Origin of the sequence: Nodosilinea sp. FACHB-141 (assembly GCF_014696135.1) — a bacterium.
Lineage (GTDB): Bacteria > Cyanobacteriota > Cyanobacteriia > Phormidesmidales > Phormidesmidaceae > Nodosilinea.
The window spans coordinates 146,267-160,372 of record NZ_JACJPP010000020.1 but is presented as its reverse complement, the minus strand read 5'-3'; the positions used below and the strand labels follow the sequence as shown (position 1 = coordinate 160,372).

General features: G+C 56.2%; 17 protein-coding genes. 10 read left to right on the top strand and 7 right to left on the bottom strand.

All coding sequences use genetic code 11. The features are described 5' to 3' along the window. Positions 1-143: 143 nt before the first annotated feature. Positions 144-752 carry an Npun_F5749 family FMN-dependent PPOX-type flavoprotein gene (locus H6F59_RS20775; protein ID WP_190704918.1) on the top strand — a complete coding sequence of 203 codons (609 nt, stop codon included), beginning with the start codon at positions 144-146 and terminating at the stop codon, positions 750-752. 79 nt (positions 753-831) lie between these two features. Here the strand turns inward: H6F59_RS20775 and H6F59_RS20770 are convergent, their stop codons facing one another. The 4 genes from H6F59_RS20770 to H6F59_RS20755 form a co-directional block, all read right to left on the bottom strand. Then, positions 832-1,101, bottom strand: coding sequence for a DUF2442 domain-containing protein (locus tag H6F59_RS20770; protein ID WP_190704914.1), 270 nt, complete (start codon positions 1,099-1,101; stop codon positions 832-834). Beyond that, positions 1,055-1,297, bottom strand: coding sequence for a DUF4160 domain-containing protein (locus H6F59_RS27735; RefSeq protein ID WP_199325901.1), 243 nt, complete (start codon positions 1,295-1,297; stop codon positions 1,055-1,057). Before H6F59_RS27735 ends, H6F59_RS20770 begins: the two co-directional genes overlap by 47 nt. Positions 1,298-1,392: 95 nt before the next feature. Continuing rightward, the gene (locus H6F59_RS20760) at positions 1,393-2,640 is read right to left on the bottom strand and encodes an MFS transporter (protein ID WP_190705062.1); all 1,248 of its coding nucleotides are present in this window, start codon (positions 2,638-2,640) and stop codon (positions 1,393-1,395) included. Then, positions 2,640-2,825 (bottom strand): hypothetical protein, encoded by a 186-nt coding sequence (locus tag H6F59_RS20755; protein WP_190704911.1) that lies wholly within the window; start codon positions 2,823-2,825, stop codon positions 2,640-2,642. The genes H6F59_RS20760 and H6F59_RS20755 overlap by 1 nt, the downstream gene beginning before the upstream one ends. Before the next feature lie 144 nt (positions 2,826-2,969). Here H6F59_RS20755 and H6F59_RS20750 point away from each other — a divergent pair, with 144 nt between their 5' ends. Both H6F59_RS20750 and H6F59_RS20745 read left to right on the top strand, forming a co-directional pair. Beyond that, positions 2,970-3,827, top strand: coding sequence for a PfkB family carbohydrate kinase (locus H6F59_RS20750; RefSeq protein ID WP_190704908.1), 858 nt, complete (start codon positions 2,970-2,972; stop codon positions 3,825-3,827). Between the two features lie 60 nt (positions 3,828-3,887). Next, the gene (locus tag H6F59_RS20745; RefSeq protein ID WP_190704905.1) at positions 3,888-4,847 is read left to right on the top strand and encodes a 3'(2'),5'-bisphosphate nucleotidase; all 960 of its coding nucleotides are present in this window, start codon (positions 3,888-3,890) and stop codon (positions 4,845-4,847) included. A gap of 65 nt (positions 4,848-4,912) precedes the next feature. Here H6F59_RS20745 and H6F59_RS20740 read toward each other — a convergent pair whose 3' ends face one another. Beyond that, entirely contained in the window at positions 4,913-5,335 is a 423-nt protein-coding gene (locus H6F59_RS20740; RefSeq protein WP_190704901.1) for a hypothetical protein, read from the bottom strand. Positions 5,336-5,413: 78 nt separating this feature from the next. Between H6F59_RS20740 and H6F59_RS20735 the strand changes: the two genes are divergently transcribed. Then, entirely contained in the window at positions 5,414-6,964 is a 1,551-nt protein-coding gene (locus H6F59_RS20735; RefSeq protein WP_190704898.1) for a GTP-binding protein, read from the top strand. Positions 6,965-6,988: 24 nt separating this feature from the next. Here H6F59_RS20735 and nth read toward each other — a convergent pair whose 3' ends face one another. Beyond that, positions 6,989-7,708: an endonuclease III gene (gene nth / locus H6F59_RS20730; RefSeq protein WP_190704895.1), complete on the bottom strand. Its 720-nt coding sequence runs from the start codon at positions 7,706-7,708 to the stop codon at positions 6,989-6,991. Positions 7,709-9,100: 1,392 nt separating this feature from the next. Here nth and H6F59_RS20725 point away from each other — a divergent pair. The 6 genes from H6F59_RS20725 (at position 9,101) to H6F59_RS20700 (ending at position 12,939) form a co-directional block, all read left to right on the top strand. Continuing rightward, positions 9,101-9,445 carry a hypothetical protein gene (locus H6F59_RS20725; protein ID WP_190704893.1) on the top strand — a complete coding sequence of 115 codons (345 nt, stop codon included), beginning with the start codon at positions 9,101-9,103 and terminating at the stop codon, positions 9,443-9,445. A 296-nt stretch (positions 9,446-9,741) separates the two neighbouring features. Further along, positions 9,742-10,134, top strand: coding sequence for a hypothetical protein (locus H6F59_RS20720; RefSeq protein ID WP_190704891.1), 393 nt, complete (start codon positions 9,742-9,744; stop codon positions 10,132-10,134). Positions 10,135-10,307: 173 nt separating this feature from the next. Further along, positions 10,308-11,207, top strand: a complete 900-nt coding sequence (locus tag H6F59_RS20715; RefSeq protein ID WP_190704889.1) for a polysaccharide deacetylase family protein — start codon at positions 10,308-10,310, stop codon at positions 11,205-11,207. Positions 11,208-11,315: 108 nt separating this feature from the next. After that, positions 11,316-11,852: a hypothetical protein gene (locus tag H6F59_RS20710; RefSeq protein ID WP_190704885.1), complete on the top strand. Its 537-nt coding sequence runs from the start codon at positions 11,316-11,318 to the stop codon at positions 11,850-11,852. Between the two features lie 3 nt (positions 11,853-11,855). Next, a complete protein-coding gene (locus H6F59_RS26835) occupies positions 11,856-12,122 on the top strand; it encodes an amidoligase family protein (RefSeq protein ID WP_190704881.1) in 267 nt (88 codons plus the stop codon). Between the two features lie 49 nt (positions 12,123-12,171). Further along, on the top strand, positions 12,172-12,939 hold the full coding sequence (locus H6F59_RS20700) for an amidoligase family protein (RefSeq protein WP_190704878.1): 768 nt from the start codon (positions 12,172-12,174) through the stop codon (positions 12,937-12,939). A gap of 466 nt (positions 12,940-13,405) precedes the next feature. On the opposite strand, the gene H6F59_RS20695 is transcribed toward H6F59_RS20700, so the two are convergent. Further along, on the bottom strand, positions 13,406-13,885 hold the full coding sequence (locus tag H6F59_RS20695) for a WGxxGxxG family protein (protein WP_313887275.1): 480 nt from the start codon (positions 13,883-13,885) through the stop codon (positions 13,406-13,408). Between the last annotated feature and the right edge of the window lie 221 nt (positions 13,886-14,106).

The following is a 14,106-nucleotide window of genomic DNA, read 5'->3' as shown; positions in this document are numbered from 1 at the left end:
GAAAGGAAACGGTGCTACCCATCCTACCGGGAGAATGACGGCAGTCATACTTGCTTGCAGGCTCACCCAGCAAACGTTCTACTAGAAGGGCCTACCCCTCGGGTTAGGACTGCCTACCCCAATCAAAAGCCAGTCTCTCAAGTATGTCTGATTCTGATTCCTCCTTATCAAAAAATTCGGCCCTGGCACCCTGGCGCAGCGCCCTAGCCCGCGCCCTGCACCGCAACCGCAGTCGCCCCTACAGTCGCTATTTTCAGCTGGCCACGATTACCCCTGCGGGGCGACCCGCCAACCGCACCGTTGTGTTTCGTGGCTGGTTGCCCGACAGCAACACCCTCACCCTAGTCACCGACCAACGCAGCGCCAAGGTCACCGACATCGCCGCTCACCCCTCGGCCGAAGCCTGCTGGTACTTCACCGACACCCGCGAGCAGTTTCGCCTGGCGGGCGCTATCCAGGTGGTGACGGCGGAGGCCGATCCAGTTCTGCTCCAAGCCCGGCAAAATTCCTGGGAAGACCTCTCCGATAACGCCCGCCAGCAGTTCTACTGGCCCCACCCGGCCCAGCCCCGCACCGCCGAGGCCGACTTTTCGCCTAAAGAAATTCAGGCGACGCCTCCCGCTGAGTTTTGTCTGGTGCTACTAGAGCCTGACCATGTTGACCACCTAGAGCTGCGCGGCGAACCACAAAACCGCACCCTTTACGACCAGCAACCCGACGGCACCTGGCAGGTCAAAACGGTGAATCCTTAACCTTTTATCGGGCCTAACTAATCAGTCTGAATGTCGCTAGGGTTGGCTTTGATGCTTCATTTAAGGTGACAGCGACAGTCTACGATTCGGTGGTTGCGACGAGGGGAAACCGTTCTGGATGTTGGATGACCTCAAGGGATAAATCAACATCGAGATCAGGCCAATACAAATGACCCGAATGCGGTTCTTCTAGATGAAATACATGTTTAACGGGTGCGTCTCTAAACCAGGGAAATTCTTCGTAGGGCAAAAAATATTCATGATCGTTGCAAAGTAGCCACAGGCCGTTGACTGAGATGTTGCTAACTTCTGTTTTGGAAGTAATGATTCCATGCGTTTCTGAAATCATCAGAATGTTCCTCAATAAGAGTTTCAATTTGCTTTAACTGTACTCTTGAGAGCTTGTGGTTGGTAGCCAGTTCTATTTCGGGATCTAGCCAGAATTTTGCTTCTCCGTCAGGGCAGGAAACATGGATATGCACTCGGCTCTCTTCTCTAGAAAAGAAATAGAATCGGTATGGTCCGATTTTCAGTACGGTTGGCATGATCTACTGTATTCTGATCTTATTATTGTAATTTCTTTGAATCTCTATTTGGTTCAGGGAAAGCCATAGCTAGTTCTTTAATTCCTAAATAGAAGCTAGGAACGTGCTAAATGACGAAGACGGCGATCGAGCCACATCAATACCGCCAAGGCAGGCAGCACCGTCGCCATGAGCCCTAGCCAAAAGCCGTGGGCAGCTGCATCTCCCTGGTCAAGCGCCCAACCGCCCAGTGGGGGGCCGATCAAATAGCCTACAGCCCAGCACATTGAGTTCACCGACAGGTAGACGCCACGTAGTGACTCTGGGGCCAAGGCCACCACCAGCGCCGAGGCAATGGGTGTGTAGGCCACCATCGCCAGGGCCATCGTAGCCAGACTCAATCCGGCCCAGACTAGAGGCTGAGCCCCCACCCCGGCCTGCCATACTAGGCCAAACCCCAGCCCCCACAGCAGCGCCGACGCCACTAACCCCTGGGCCGGACGGTAATGGTTGAGCCAGCGAGCCGTAGGCAACTGGGCGATCGCCGCCAGCACCACATGGCCTGTAAACAGCAGGCTCAGCGCCCCCTCGCTGACCCCCTGCTCGCCCCCTGCAAACCGATTGAGATAGAGGGGCAGCGTGCTTTGAATCTGCGCCAGATAGCCCGTAAACAGCACGTTGACCAGAGCGTAGACCATCAGGGTGGAGTCTCTGAGAGCCTGACCCCAGCCTTGAAGGAGCGATCGCGCCCCGTTCCCCGCCGGGCGCGTCTCGGCAATGGCGGCATAGATAATGCCAAAAAACAGCAGAAACGTAATGCCGTCAATGGCAAACAGCGCCCGGTAGGCCCCAGTCAGCGAAATCAGCGCCCCTCCGGCGATTACCCCCACCCCTAGACCCAGGTTGTCGGCTAGGCGCACCAGGGCATAGGCTTCGTTGCGCTGCTCTGGGGCGGTGATGTCTGCCGCCACCGACTCCGCCGCCGGCCAGTAGAGGCCGACGCCAAACCCCATCAGCAGGTTACCCGCCAAAAATATCCAAAAATCGTTGGCCAGCACCAGCACCCCATCTGCCGCTGCCGACACCAGGGCCGACGCCAGCAGTGTCGGTCGCCGCCCCCACCGCGGCGAGTCGGACAGCGACCCACCTAAAAACCGTCCGGCCATGCCCGCCGCTGAGCCCAGGCCAATGCCCAGGCCCACCTGAGTGGCCGTCAGACCCACCTGTTCAGTAAAAAAAATCGGCGCGTAGAACAGCGTAAAACCAATACCCACCTGGGACAGCAGCCGTCCGCCCGCCAAGATCCACACCCGGGGGTCGAGGTTGGGCAGCCATCCCTTGAGCCAGCGCTGTAGGAATGCCATCATTGCGGCTGCGACTGCTGGGGCCGTCGCAGGGCGTCTACTAAGGCCACCGTGCCGCCCACCATTCCCCAAACCATCCACAGACCCAGGTCGTAGCCCTTGCGCTGGGCTACCTGAGCTGCCACCAGCCCAATCACACAGTGCAAAAACATCGGCAAGTAGGACAGCGGTAACGAATCAGCCATTTTGGTGAAACCCGGCGAAAAAATTAGCAGAAGGGGCGAAAGATGGGGCGATCGCATTACTTACCTTACACGCAGGGCTAGACCTATGCTGTGGAGGGTACGGCTTGCCGCTGCCAATTAGAAACCGCTGAGAGAAATATCGCCGTGGCCACTGGATTTTTTGTGGGGCTGATCACCCTCGACTGCATTTACCGCGTCGATCACGTGCCCAGCAGCGATGAGAAAATTGTCGCTGAGGAGAGTTTGCTGGTGGCGGGCGGGCCAGCTACCAACGCCGCGATCGCCTTTGCTGCCCTAGGGAATCGAGCCAGGCTAGCCGGTGCCCTGGGCCAGCATCCCTTAGCCGATCTCATTCGAGCCGATTTAGCGACCTGCGATATCGAGGTGGTAGATCTCACCCCCCAGCTGCGATCGCCACCGCCGCTCTCAACGATTCTCGTTACCGCTGCTACAGGCGATCGCGCTGTAGTCTCCCGCAATGCCGTCGGCCGACAGGCCACGCATGCAACCATCCCAGACTTACTCACCGATGTCGATATCGTACTGATCGACGGCCACCAGATGGCCGCCAGTCACACCGTCACGATCGCCGCCCAGTCCTCAGCTATCCCTATCGTCATCGACGCCGGCAGCTGGAAACCCGGCTTCGACAGCGTCCTACCCCTCGCCACCAGCGTCATCGCCGCCGCCAAATTTCAGCTGCCGGGCCAGGCCGACACCCTAGCAGCCCTCAGCGCCCTAGGCATTGCCGAAGTCGCCACCACCCACGGCCCCAGCCCCGTCCAATTTCGCGATCGCGACACCGTTGGCACTTTACCCGTTCCCCAAGTCCCCGTCCAAGACACCCTAGGAGCCGGAGACATTTTCCACGGAGCCTTTTGCCACTACCGCCTACAAGTTCCCTTTCCTGACGCCCTCACTCACGCCGCCCAAATCGCCGCCCAAAGCTGCCGACACTTCGGCCCCCGCACCTGGATCGAGAATGCACCCCACCAGCTATAGTGCTCTCTTGTAATCCCCCACCCATCCACTTGCCCACCCTCTTACCCCCCACCCCCGCCCATGCCCTACGACCAGGAAAAACAAACCGCGATCGCCGCCGTCATCCAAGCCGCCCAGCTCTGCGAAGCCGTGCGCCAGGGTCTCGTCCCCGCCGCCATCGAAAAGAATGACAAAAGCCCCGTCACCATCGCCGATTATGGGGCTCAGGCCTTGATTTGTAAGGCCCTGGCCGAAGCCTTCCCCAACGACCCGGTGGTCGGCGAAGAAGACACCACTGACCTGCGCCAGCCCGAAACCGCCCACGTTCTCACCGCCGTTACCGAACAGGTGCAGCAGACCATTCCCAGTGCCACCGACAGCGATGTACTAAACTGGATTGACCACGGCAACGGCACCGTCGCCTCCCGCTACTGGACCCTCGACCCGATCGACGGCACCAAGGGCTTTTTGCGCGGCGACCAGTATGCGATCGCTCTAGCTCTGGTCGTTGATGGCGATATCAAAGTGGGTGTGCTCGGCTGCCCCTTCCTCAGCTTTGACGGTGCTGAAACCGGGCTACTCTTCGCCGCCGTGCGTGGTGAAGGCACCGTGATGATGCCCATAGCGGGCGGTAATCCCCAGCGACTGAGGGTTACCGCTGCCGACGATGTTGACCGCCTGCGCCTGGTCGAAAGTGTCGAGTCGGGCCATGGCGATCTCAGTCAGCAGGCCCAGGTGGCTCAAGCTGTGGGCATCACCGCCCCCTCGATTCGCATGGATAGTCAGGCTAAGTACGCCGCCGTAGCAGCAGGGCAGGCTGCCCTCTACCTGCGCTTGCCGTCTCCCAAAACCCCCGACTACCGGGAAAAAATCTGGGATCACGCCGCTGGGGTGTTGGTGGTCGAAGAAGCCGGAGGCCGCGTCACCGACATGCACGGCAAGCCCCTAGACTTTGCTAGTGCTGCCCGCTTCCCCAACAACCCCGGCGTCGTCGCCAGCAATGGCGCGATCCACAACGCGGTGATCCAAGCCCTCAACTGAGTTGTAGGGTCGGGTGCCTGGAGAAAAACCAAGGACTGTGACAACATTCCAAAAGCACCCGACCTCTAGCCAAAAGAAACCCCGTATAGCTCGCGCACCGACTCTTGCAGCAGCACTACCAGCGTCGCCACACCCAGCACCGTACCTAGGGGGGTAAACAGCAACGCCCCGCAGGCCACCACAAAACTAAACCAGTAGTGCTTATGACGCCGCAAGCAGCCGCCTGAGATAATTAGCGCGATCGCCAGCACCAGCCCGTAGAGAAACAGCGCCAACCCGAGCGCCAAAAAAATTAGCCCCGCCGCAAAGGGTGGCAGCTCACTATCGCCGCTAACCATACTCTCGGGAGCCAGCAGCACTACTCCCCCGATCGCTACAAACACCAGTGGCAGCAGCGCAAAGGCCAGTACCAACCCCGCCACCACGTAGTGCAGCATCGCCAGCACCTTAAGCCGCTCGATATCCTGACTGGGGGGCAGTGTCGTCATGCCACAGAAATCCTATTCGCTATCCTTAAAGTATCCCCTTGTAACCCTCCTCACCCTCACCTCCCTCATCCCCACCCCATGCCCGCTAACGACCCCTTGCCCACTTCCCCAAACCCAGACATTACCTGGGAAGAGGTTGAGGCCGAACTAGGGGAACTCGTCGCTACCGTGCAGGGTGCTCCCCTAGCGCTCCCTGCCGCTGACCCCGCCACCTGGGAGGCCGTAGAGCAAGAGTTGGGCGATCTGGTGCTCGACTTTCAAGACCTGCAAGACGATCTCAACTACCGCCGCGCCCAGGAAGCTCTGGGTGGCTTAGTACAGCGCCTCAACCTCACCCCCCGCGAGCAGGCCGGTGTCGAAGAAGCCCTACAAAACCTGCGCGGTCTAAAGGACAAGCTCGAGAATACGGTGGTGCATATCGCCGCCTTTGGCCTAGTAGGGCGAGGCAAATCGTCGCTGCTCAATGCCCTAATGGGGCAGGATGTGTTTGCCACTGGCGTCACCCACGGCGTCACTCAGGTGGTCGAAGGCAGCGCCTGGGCCGTCAACCGAGAAGCTCTCGCTCCTGACTTGCCCGACCTGCTGCGAGTTTCACTCAAAAGCGTTGGCCAGTCGCGCATCGAGCTGATCGACACTCCCGGTCTCGATGAGGTGGATGGCGAAGACCGCGCCGACTTGGCCCGCCGCATTGCCGCCCAGGTTGATTTGATTCTATTTGTGGTTGCGGGCGACATTACCCGCGTTGAGTATGAGGCGCTAAAAGTCCTGCGCCAGGCTAGTAAGCCCATGCTGCTGGTGTTCAACAAAATCGATCAGTTCCCCGAGGCCGATCGCCAGACCCTCTACGAAACCCTGCGCGATCGCCGCCTCCAAGACCTGATCTCCCCCGATGAAATTGTTATGGCGGCGGCTTCCCCCTTAGCGGTGCAGGCTGTTGCCCAACCTAATGGCGAAACGACCTACAAAACCGTGCGCGCCCAGCCCCAGGTCGATGATCTCAAGCTCAAAATTCTCGACATTCTGCACCGCGAAGGCAAGGCCCTGGTGGCCCTTAACACCCTGATGTATGCCGAAGGCATCAGCGCCGAAATTCTAGAGCGCAAGCGGCAGATCTGCGATCGCATTGCCGACGACACCATCTGGAACGCCACCATGATCAAAGCCGTCGCTGTCGCCCTCAATCCGATCACCGTGGCGGATCTGATTGGCGGCACCGTCGTTGATGTCATGCTGATTCTCAATTTGTCACGGCTCTACGGCCTGCCTATGACCCGCCCCGCCGCCCTCAAGCTGCTCCAGCAGATTGCCCTGGGTCTGGGCGGCATTACGATTAGCGAGTTGGTGATCACGTTGGGGCTCAGCTCACTTAAGGGCATGCTAGGGGTGTCAGCGATTGCGACGGGCGGCTTGGCGATCGCCCCCTATATTCCCGTAGCTCTGGCCCAGGGCGGCGTTGCCGGCTTGGCCACCTACGGCATTGGTCAGATCACCAAAACCTACCTTACCAACGGTGCCACCTGGGGACCTAACGGCCCCAAAGCCGTGATTGGCGAAATTCTCGACGGCCTCGACGAGACTTCGATCTTAAACCGCATCAAAGCCGAACTCAGGGCCAAGATCACCTCGTAGAAAGCCCCCTTTCGGTTTTCGTTCTCAATTCTTCGTTTTTTTACCTCTCTCTTGCCCATAGGGGCACAGATCGAGCACAACGCAGCGATCGCAGCTCGGATTTTTGTAAAAGCAGCACCGTTGACCGTGCAACATCATCACTTCGTGGTGGTCGTAGACCTGCTGCGCATTCCACTCAGCGGGCAAAAAAGCCTCTAGCGGCACGTGGGATGGCCCAACCGCCATCGTGGAAGGAATCAAGCCCAACCGCTGGGCGACTCGGTGGTGGTGGCTATCCACCGGCAGCGCTCGACCCCGTAGTTCACTAAAACACAGTACTGCTGCGCTAGTCTTTGGCCCGACTCCGGGCAGTGCTTCCAGCCAGGCGCGAGCTTCCGCCACCGACATATCTTTCAGAAAGTCGAGCGACCATTCACCGTTGGTTAACTCACCAACCAGCCGCAGCACTTGCTGAATGCGGGGCGCTTTTTGCTCAGGCCAGGTGCAGGGCGCGATCGCCTGTTCTACCAGCTCCGTTGGCGCATCCCGCACCGCTTCCCAGGTAGGAAACTGGGCCACTAGCTGCTTAAACGCGCGGCCCGAGTCCCGGTTTTTCGTGCGGTGAGACAGCAGAGATGAAACCAGCTCACTCAGCGGATCGAGCGCATGAAAATAGGGAATTGGGCAATCATATTCGGCACATAGACGCTGATGAATAATGACTGCTTGGCGCTGCAAGTCTAGATCAATGGGTTGAACTGCCAAAATCTGCTGCCTAGCTATTGCGATGTATCGGTGTCATCTCCGGATGTATCAGTGTCACTTCCAGATGTAGATGTATCGGTGTCATCCCCAGTAGAATCTACTCTTTGAGGAGTTTGAATCTCAGGGATGTCAGGTGTCTCAATCTCCCTAACCGGAATGTCTAAGCGGTTTTCTGGCTCTGTATTGCGGTTTCCCGGCTCTGCGTTACGGTTTTCTAGCTCTGTATTGCGATTTCCTCGCTCTGTAGCATTGTCAGGCGTGTCTGACGTGTTAGAGTTTTGTGTCTGAGGTGATGCGGTCCCAGCCGGTGAAGCTTCCGAGTCGTTTGTATTGGGGTTAGCCCGGTTGGTATCTTCGTTATTAGGGTTTGCACGGTTAGTGTTTTCATTTGAGCCGGGTGCCACAGCAGGGTTTGTTCTCGCTGGACTCACAGCAGGACTTGTCCCACCAGTAGAGTTCGTCCCCGCTGGGCTTGTTCCTGCTGGGTTTGTTCCGGTAGAGTCTGTCCCTGCGGGGTTTATCCCAGCCGAGTTTGCTCCAGTGGAGTCTGTCCCCGCCGGATTTGTAGTGGTGGTGTTTATAACCTCAGAAGATGATGAGGTGCCCTGGGGCTCAGCTGAAGCGTCGCTGGACCCAGGCGTTGGGGAAGTCGCGGGGGCGTCGTTCTCCTGACACATGTCATCTAGATTGACGACTTCGCCCTCAGAGTTAATCAGATAGCAAAATCCTTGAGCGTGACTAACGCCAGGCCACATCAGTGCACCGGCTACTAGCCCTAAACCACCTGCGTAGCTCAAAAGATTAAGTCTCATAGCCTTCAACAGAATGGGCGTACCCACGTACTCTATCAAGCCGATAAAAGAGGCCGTATCGACCATGAGGTAGAGAATCTACTCAGGTTAGTCAGGTGAACCTAACAGTTCCTTGACAAGGCACAAATAGAAGAATATTGCTCGGCCACACTAAAGTTACCTCTTGATAAATTGCGGCCTTCGGACACTGTTGGCCTTGGCTGCATCCGGAATGAGCGCCAATCAGTTTGTAGAAGAACGAGTCTCCTAATTACCGATAGTTGTGAATAGGCGCGTCCCTGGACAAATTGCTATTTGTTGCCACCGGAGTTGGCTTTTAGAGCAACTGACCCAGCTATTGGCCTTTTTGTTAGTACTAGTGCCCACCACCTCTGGAACGCATTGCGTTCCTCTACCTGGCCAGGTTTCTACAGCGTGGCTTTTGGGTAACCTAGGCTTGGGTTTAGGGGTGCCGCTGCGGATTGCAAAACGCTTCCAGAGTTGCGCTGACCTCTAAAGTCGGGCTTTGTCCATCGCCCCTAACCATAGGGCTTTAGCCGCCATAGTCTACTTGTTAACTGAAGTATTTATCTAACTCCCTATGCGATTTTTAATTCAAGTCGTCGGTTTGGCCCTGATGCTGCTGGGCATCTATTTCTTGGGCAAAAATATCTTTTTTACCACTAACGTTAGCCCCTACTGGTGGCGTGGTATCGCAGCCAACCTGTCAATTTTTCTTTTGTTTGGCGGCATTTTTTTGTTGGTCTTTATGCCTCTCGGCTTTATGAAGCAATTCGGCTGGGTATTAGTAGCAGGCGGCATTCTCTGCGTTTTTGTCAGCAGTCGAGCTGTGCTAAACCCCACTAGCCTTTGGCACTTCTTTGTTTCAATGCTGGGCATGACCTTTGGGTATAGACTCCTGGCTACTGGGCGACTGCCGTTTTGAGGCGCAGCAGTGATTTGCCCTGGTGCTCAATTTTTCGGCGTCTTAGCTGGTGATACAGCGGTGGCCCCGAGCACTGGTATTGGGGTCACCTCACGGGCTGAAGAGGGGCGATCGCTCCCTAGACAGCAAGTTTTCAATAGCCTGTGCAGGGGTATACCCCTTAAATCTTGCAACTCTTTGGGTCTACTACACGAGTCGCTAAAATATGCGTAAAGCTATGGTCGCCGCCGCCGAGTTGTAGTCGTTATTCACTAAGATATCCGCCAGCAGCGTACAAGAAGTAATATCGATATTTCATGACTATTGTCCGCACAGTTTCAGAAGCTACCGTAGATTCTTCTTTTACGGTTTATCACTTGTTCTGCCGGTTAATGCTGCAAGCCAGCCTAGTCGCAATTCCTGTTTATATAGGCCTTTTTGTATTAGCTACTCCCTACGATATGGATGCTGGGGTGGAGCGGGGCTTGCTTATCCTGACTCCAGTCCTTGAATTCTTTGCCGCCTCTGTCCTATATGCTTTGGGCTTTTTAACCACGCTCTCTAGCGCCGATCGCGAAGGGTTTGACGGTTCTGCTAGATTCAAAAGCCGGGCTATGCGCCGAAAAATGCAGCTCACCTGGCTAGGCTCTGCTTCGCTGTCACTAGGAATTCTATCGGGCGCACTGCTGTTGGTCAAAGCTCACCTTTAGTTCTAAAGCTCGAAAGTTTTCAAACCTATCTTTACTCCCTATTTTCGCAGTTCATCTAAAAGTCCTGCCCTCCCACAAGAACCTCAGCGGCTTTTCACGTTGCCCTTTCCCACTTTTAGGCAGTTTCTGGTAATCTTCCAAGCGTGCCCTGCTTAAATTTGGGAGCCTAAGCTTTGCCGCTGACTCACCACGAACGCTACAGCTATTCGGCTATCACGCAGCGGGCCGACTATCGTTGGCCGGGCGGACGACGGCTGGCTGTTTACATCGCGCTCAACCTGGAGCATTTTGCCTTTGGTGAAGGATTAGGAGCCGAACTGGCCCCTGGTGGCCCTCAGCCTGATGTCTTGAACTACGCCTGGCGTGACTATGGCAACCGGGTGGGAGTCTGGCGACTGCTGGAGCTATTTGAGCAGCTAGAGTTGCCGGTAGCGCTGCTAGTTAACTCGGCAATTTACGACTACTGCCCAGAGGTGGTGGCGGCCTTTCGCGATCGCAACGATGAAATTGTCGCCCATGGTCGCACCAACTCCGAACGCCAGAGCATTTTGAGCGAAGCGAATGAAGCTGCTCTGATTGCTGAAACAACGCACATTTTGGCCAACCATGAAGGGCAGCCGCCCCAGGGCTGGCTTGGCCCCTGGATTGCTCAAAGTATCGTTACCCCCGACTTGCTCCAAGAGGCGGGCTACACATACATGCTTGATTGGTGTCAGGACGATCAGCCCATCTGGTTTAAGACCCGGCACGGCCGCATTCTCTCAGTGCCCTATCCCCAAGAAGTTAATGACATACCGGCGATCGCTGTGCGCCGGGTCAGCGCCAAAGACTTCGCCGAGATGGTCATCGACAATTTTGACGAGATGCTAGAGCAGTCTCACCAGCAGCCGCTGGTGTACGGCATTGCCCTGCACCCTTACTTAGTTGGGCAGCCGTTTCGGCTGCGGCACCTGCGCCGCGCCCTGCAACACATTGCCACTGTGGCGCACAACCAACCCAATCGGGTGTGGCTCACCCATCCCGGTGCGATCGCAGCCCACATTCTCAACGAGTTGGCCGACACCATCCCCTAGCGTCCATGCCCAAAACATCGTTTGATGAAGGGTAAATCGGCATTCGTTACAAACCACCGAAATGCCCAGATTACCCGACTATGATTGAGCAAACTCCGCCTGGAAGCCATGAAAAATTCTAAAACGCTTCATCTATCTATTTTGCTGGCGATCGCCGCTGTTCTCGCTGCCGGCAGCGCGCAGGCTGCCGCTTCTGCTGGTCAACTCCAAGCGCCAATCAGCGCTGGGGCTGACGCCATGCTCAAGTGTGACAATGAAATTAGCCAAAACTACGCCCAGACAGAGCTAGAAACCTTTTTTAGCAGTGGCTACACCTATTGGGATGCCGCTCAGCTGGCCAGCTATTGGGGCCAAGATGTTGACGAGGCAAAGGCCCGCATTGGCCGTAAAATTCTTTGGGGGCCTGCCGATGTAGCCCTACTTGAGCAGTTTTTGCTCGACGCCCGCCTAGAGTCGCTTCAATCGGTAGACGACCTGCGCTTCTACAGCGAAACCAGCTACACCTACGATGACGCCGCCGCCCTAGCCGAATTTTGGGGCGACGCCACCCCCTACGACGCCAAGCTCCGCATTGAGCGCAACTTGATTATGGGCAATGCCGACGAGGTTGAATATGCTTTGGAATTGGCTAACTCCCAGCCCTAAGCCATGACCCTGGTGGGCAGAGTTGGCTTAGAAATTGAGCTGATGGCTCCGCGCGGGTCTAGCCGCCAAGCCCTTGCCGAAGCGATCGCCGCCGCTTACGGGGGCAGCGTTAGCCGCATATTTTATCCCCAGTCGGAGCATAGCCAGATCGTCGGCACCCCGGTGCTAGAGAATCTCACCCTAGGGTTTGAGGTGCGCGATGCCCAGCATCAGGCGATCGCCTGGTGCGTTGATGATCTGACTCTGCAAGCCGACTGCGATCGCACCTAACCCCCCTCAGCCCGGCTGGTACCGCATCGTTGGCGACGACATCCGGTTTATGCAGATCATTAGTCGCTTGAGCGATGCCAACCTGCCCCTCGCCGAGGTGTTGCAACCGGTCGCCAAGACCCTGGGCCTAGAGGTGCAGCAGGGGCCAAAGGGCATGGTCAAACTAGCTGACGACTTAGGGCCACCCATTGCCATTGCCACATCGCTACCCGGTGAGCGAGAACGGCCCTGTGAATTAATTACCCCACCCCTAACCTACGCTCAGCTCCCCCAGTTGGAGACCTACCTTCAAATTGCTCGTCAGCTCAATTTCTATGCTCCAGCGGAAGGGGCAACCCACCTGCATCTTGACGCCGCTCCTCTCTGTTCTGCCCCGGCAATTCGCAACCTAGTCAACTTGCTATGGGCCCATAGCCCCACCTTAAAGTGGCTTGTGACCAGCAACCCCCGGTGTCAACGGTTGGGGCTTTGGCCCTCCGAGCTGCTGACCTTAGTGCAAGCACCAGACTGGAGCAACTTGCCCTGGGACCAGGCTAGAGAACGGCTAAAAACCCTGCCCCTCACTAAATACTGTGACTTTAACCTCAAAAATATTGTCTACGCCCCCCGCCACAAACACACCTTTGAAGTGCGCATTTTGCCGGTCTATCTAACTCTGCCGCCGCTTCTAGAAGCGATTGATCTCATGGCTGATTTAATAAACCGAGCCATCGACCCAACCCCCGTGCTACCTAACGAGCCTTGGCCAGTAGGGACAGACGGCGTCAACGCGCTACGTCGAGCCCTGCCATCATCACAATTCTTACGCCAGCTATAGCTATGAAAGATTGGCCCAAAACAACTCAGCAGAAGGGTATTTAGCTAATAGTAAAAAGCGAAAATAGAAAAAAACGTCAAGCTCGAATCCTGTTATCTTGGGTAGTCCCAACCCAAACCTTACCTTTGCTATTGCAGATGCCCCTTAGGCTAAGACAGATTTGGCGTAGGGGCATTGCACTGCAATGCCCCTACCGAAAGATTTCGCTTGTCAAAGCGTCTCAACTAAACCAACTACTGCAATACATCGCTCTGTCGCTCTGATTTTTACGGCTAACAAAAAAGGGTGCTGTTTAGCACCCCTTTATCAGCAGTTAAGCTATCACCGTCACCATGGTCAAGTCGGCTATAACGTTCTGCGTCACCTTAAATGGCAGATGGCGCTTTACTATCTGCCACTGGCAGCAGCCTATGCCCTAAACGTAGTGGCGATCGCTGCATTGACGCTAGCCGACTGACCTCAAACCTTAAATACGAGGACCAGCAGAAGGATGGTCAACCACGCGATCTTCAGTGGTGTAGACAGGCGTTGAGCGCTTGCGCTTTGCCAAACCACTCAAACCAAGCAGTCCTAAAAGGCCCAGCCAGCCCCAGCTTGAGTCATCATCCTCACCAGCTGTCGCTGTCGTGTCAGAAGCCGCTGGATCAGCATAGGTTTCACTGGGTGCTGTTGCGTCAGGAGAAACCGTGCCAGGAGCTGTTTGGTCAAAGTTGCTTGGGGCGGCTGGGGTCACAGGGTCAGGGGATGTTTCACCAGGCACGGTTGACCCAGGAGTTGTGCCTTCAGAGTCTGCCGAATCAACTGTCGAGTCAACTGCACCAGGAGTCGTTGGCGTCACGGGCTCAGTCGTGGTCTGAGCAGAAGCAGGCATCATAGACGATGAAAGCGCTAGTCCGAGTGCCAGCGCACTACCACCAACCCATCTCGACACAACGTTATTTTTCATAAACCAAATTCCTAAAAACGAATGGCACCTGATCTACTCCTGACACCAAAACCTTGGCAGCGCCACGGTTGTTGAAGCCAGAGCAAATCCTTGTGCCCACACCCTAAGCGGTTTTTATCTAACTGTTATTCACCTCTGGTTAGAGGTTTATACTCGCCAGCCCTCTACTAAGGGATGAAAAGACTGAAAAGCTCTTTGCCCAGCAGCTTTTGCAGCTCGAA

Coding starts and splice junctions, on each gene's coding strand:
- H6F59_RS20745 (WP_190704905.1), top strand. CDS start 3,888: ATGCCCTACGACCAGGAAAAACAAACCGCGATCGCCGCCGTCATCCAA.
- H6F59_RS20710 (WP_190704885.1), top strand. CDS start 11,316: ATGAAAAATTCTAAAACGCTTCATCTATCTATTTTGCTGGCGATCGCC.
- H6F59_RS20740 (WP_190704901.1), bottom strand. CDS start 5,335: ATGACGACACTGCCCCCCAGTCAGGATATCGAGCGGCTTAAGGTGCTG.
- H6F59_RS20760 (WP_190705062.1), bottom strand. CDS start 2,640: ATGGCATTCCTACAGCGCTGGCTCAAGGGATGGCTGCCCAACCTCGAC.
- H6F59_RS20755 (WP_190704911.1), bottom strand. CDS start 2,825: ATGGCTGATTCGTTACCGCTGTCCTACTTGCCGATGTTTTTGCACTGT.
- H6F59_RS26835 (WP_190704881.1), top strand. CDS start 11,856: ATGACCCTGGTGGGCAGAGTTGGCTTAGAAATTGAGCTGATGGCTCCG.
- H6F59_RS20700 (WP_190704878.1), top strand. CDS start 12,172: ATGCAGATCATTAGTCGCTTGAGCGATGCCAACCTGCCCCTCGCCGAG.
- H6F59_RS27735 (WP_199325901.1), bottom strand. CDS start 1,297: ATGCCAACCGTACTGAAAATCGGACCATACCGATTCTATTTCTTTTCT.
- H6F59_RS20770 (WP_190704914.1), bottom strand. CDS start 1,101: ATGATTTCAGAAACGCATGGAATCATTACTTCCAAAACAGAAGTTAGC.
- H6F59_RS20775 (WP_190704918.1), top strand. CDS start 144: ATGTCTGATTCTGATTCCTCCTTATCAAAAAATTCGGCCCTGGCACCC.
- H6F59_RS20725 (WP_190704893.1), top strand. CDS start 9,101: ATGCGATTTTTAATTCAAGTCGTCGGTTTGGCCCTGATGCTGCTGGGC.
- H6F59_RS20720 (WP_190704891.1), top strand. CDS start 9,742: ATGACTATTGTCCGCACAGTTTCAGAAGCTACCGTAGATTCTTCTTTT.
- H6F59_RS20695 (WP_313887275.1), bottom strand. CDS start 13,885: ATGAAAAATAACGTTGTGTCGAGATGGGTTGGTGGTAGTGCGCTGGCA.
- H6F59_RS20735 (WP_190704898.1), top strand. CDS start 5,414: ATGCCCGCTAACGACCCCTTGCCCACTTCCCCAAACCCAGACATTACC.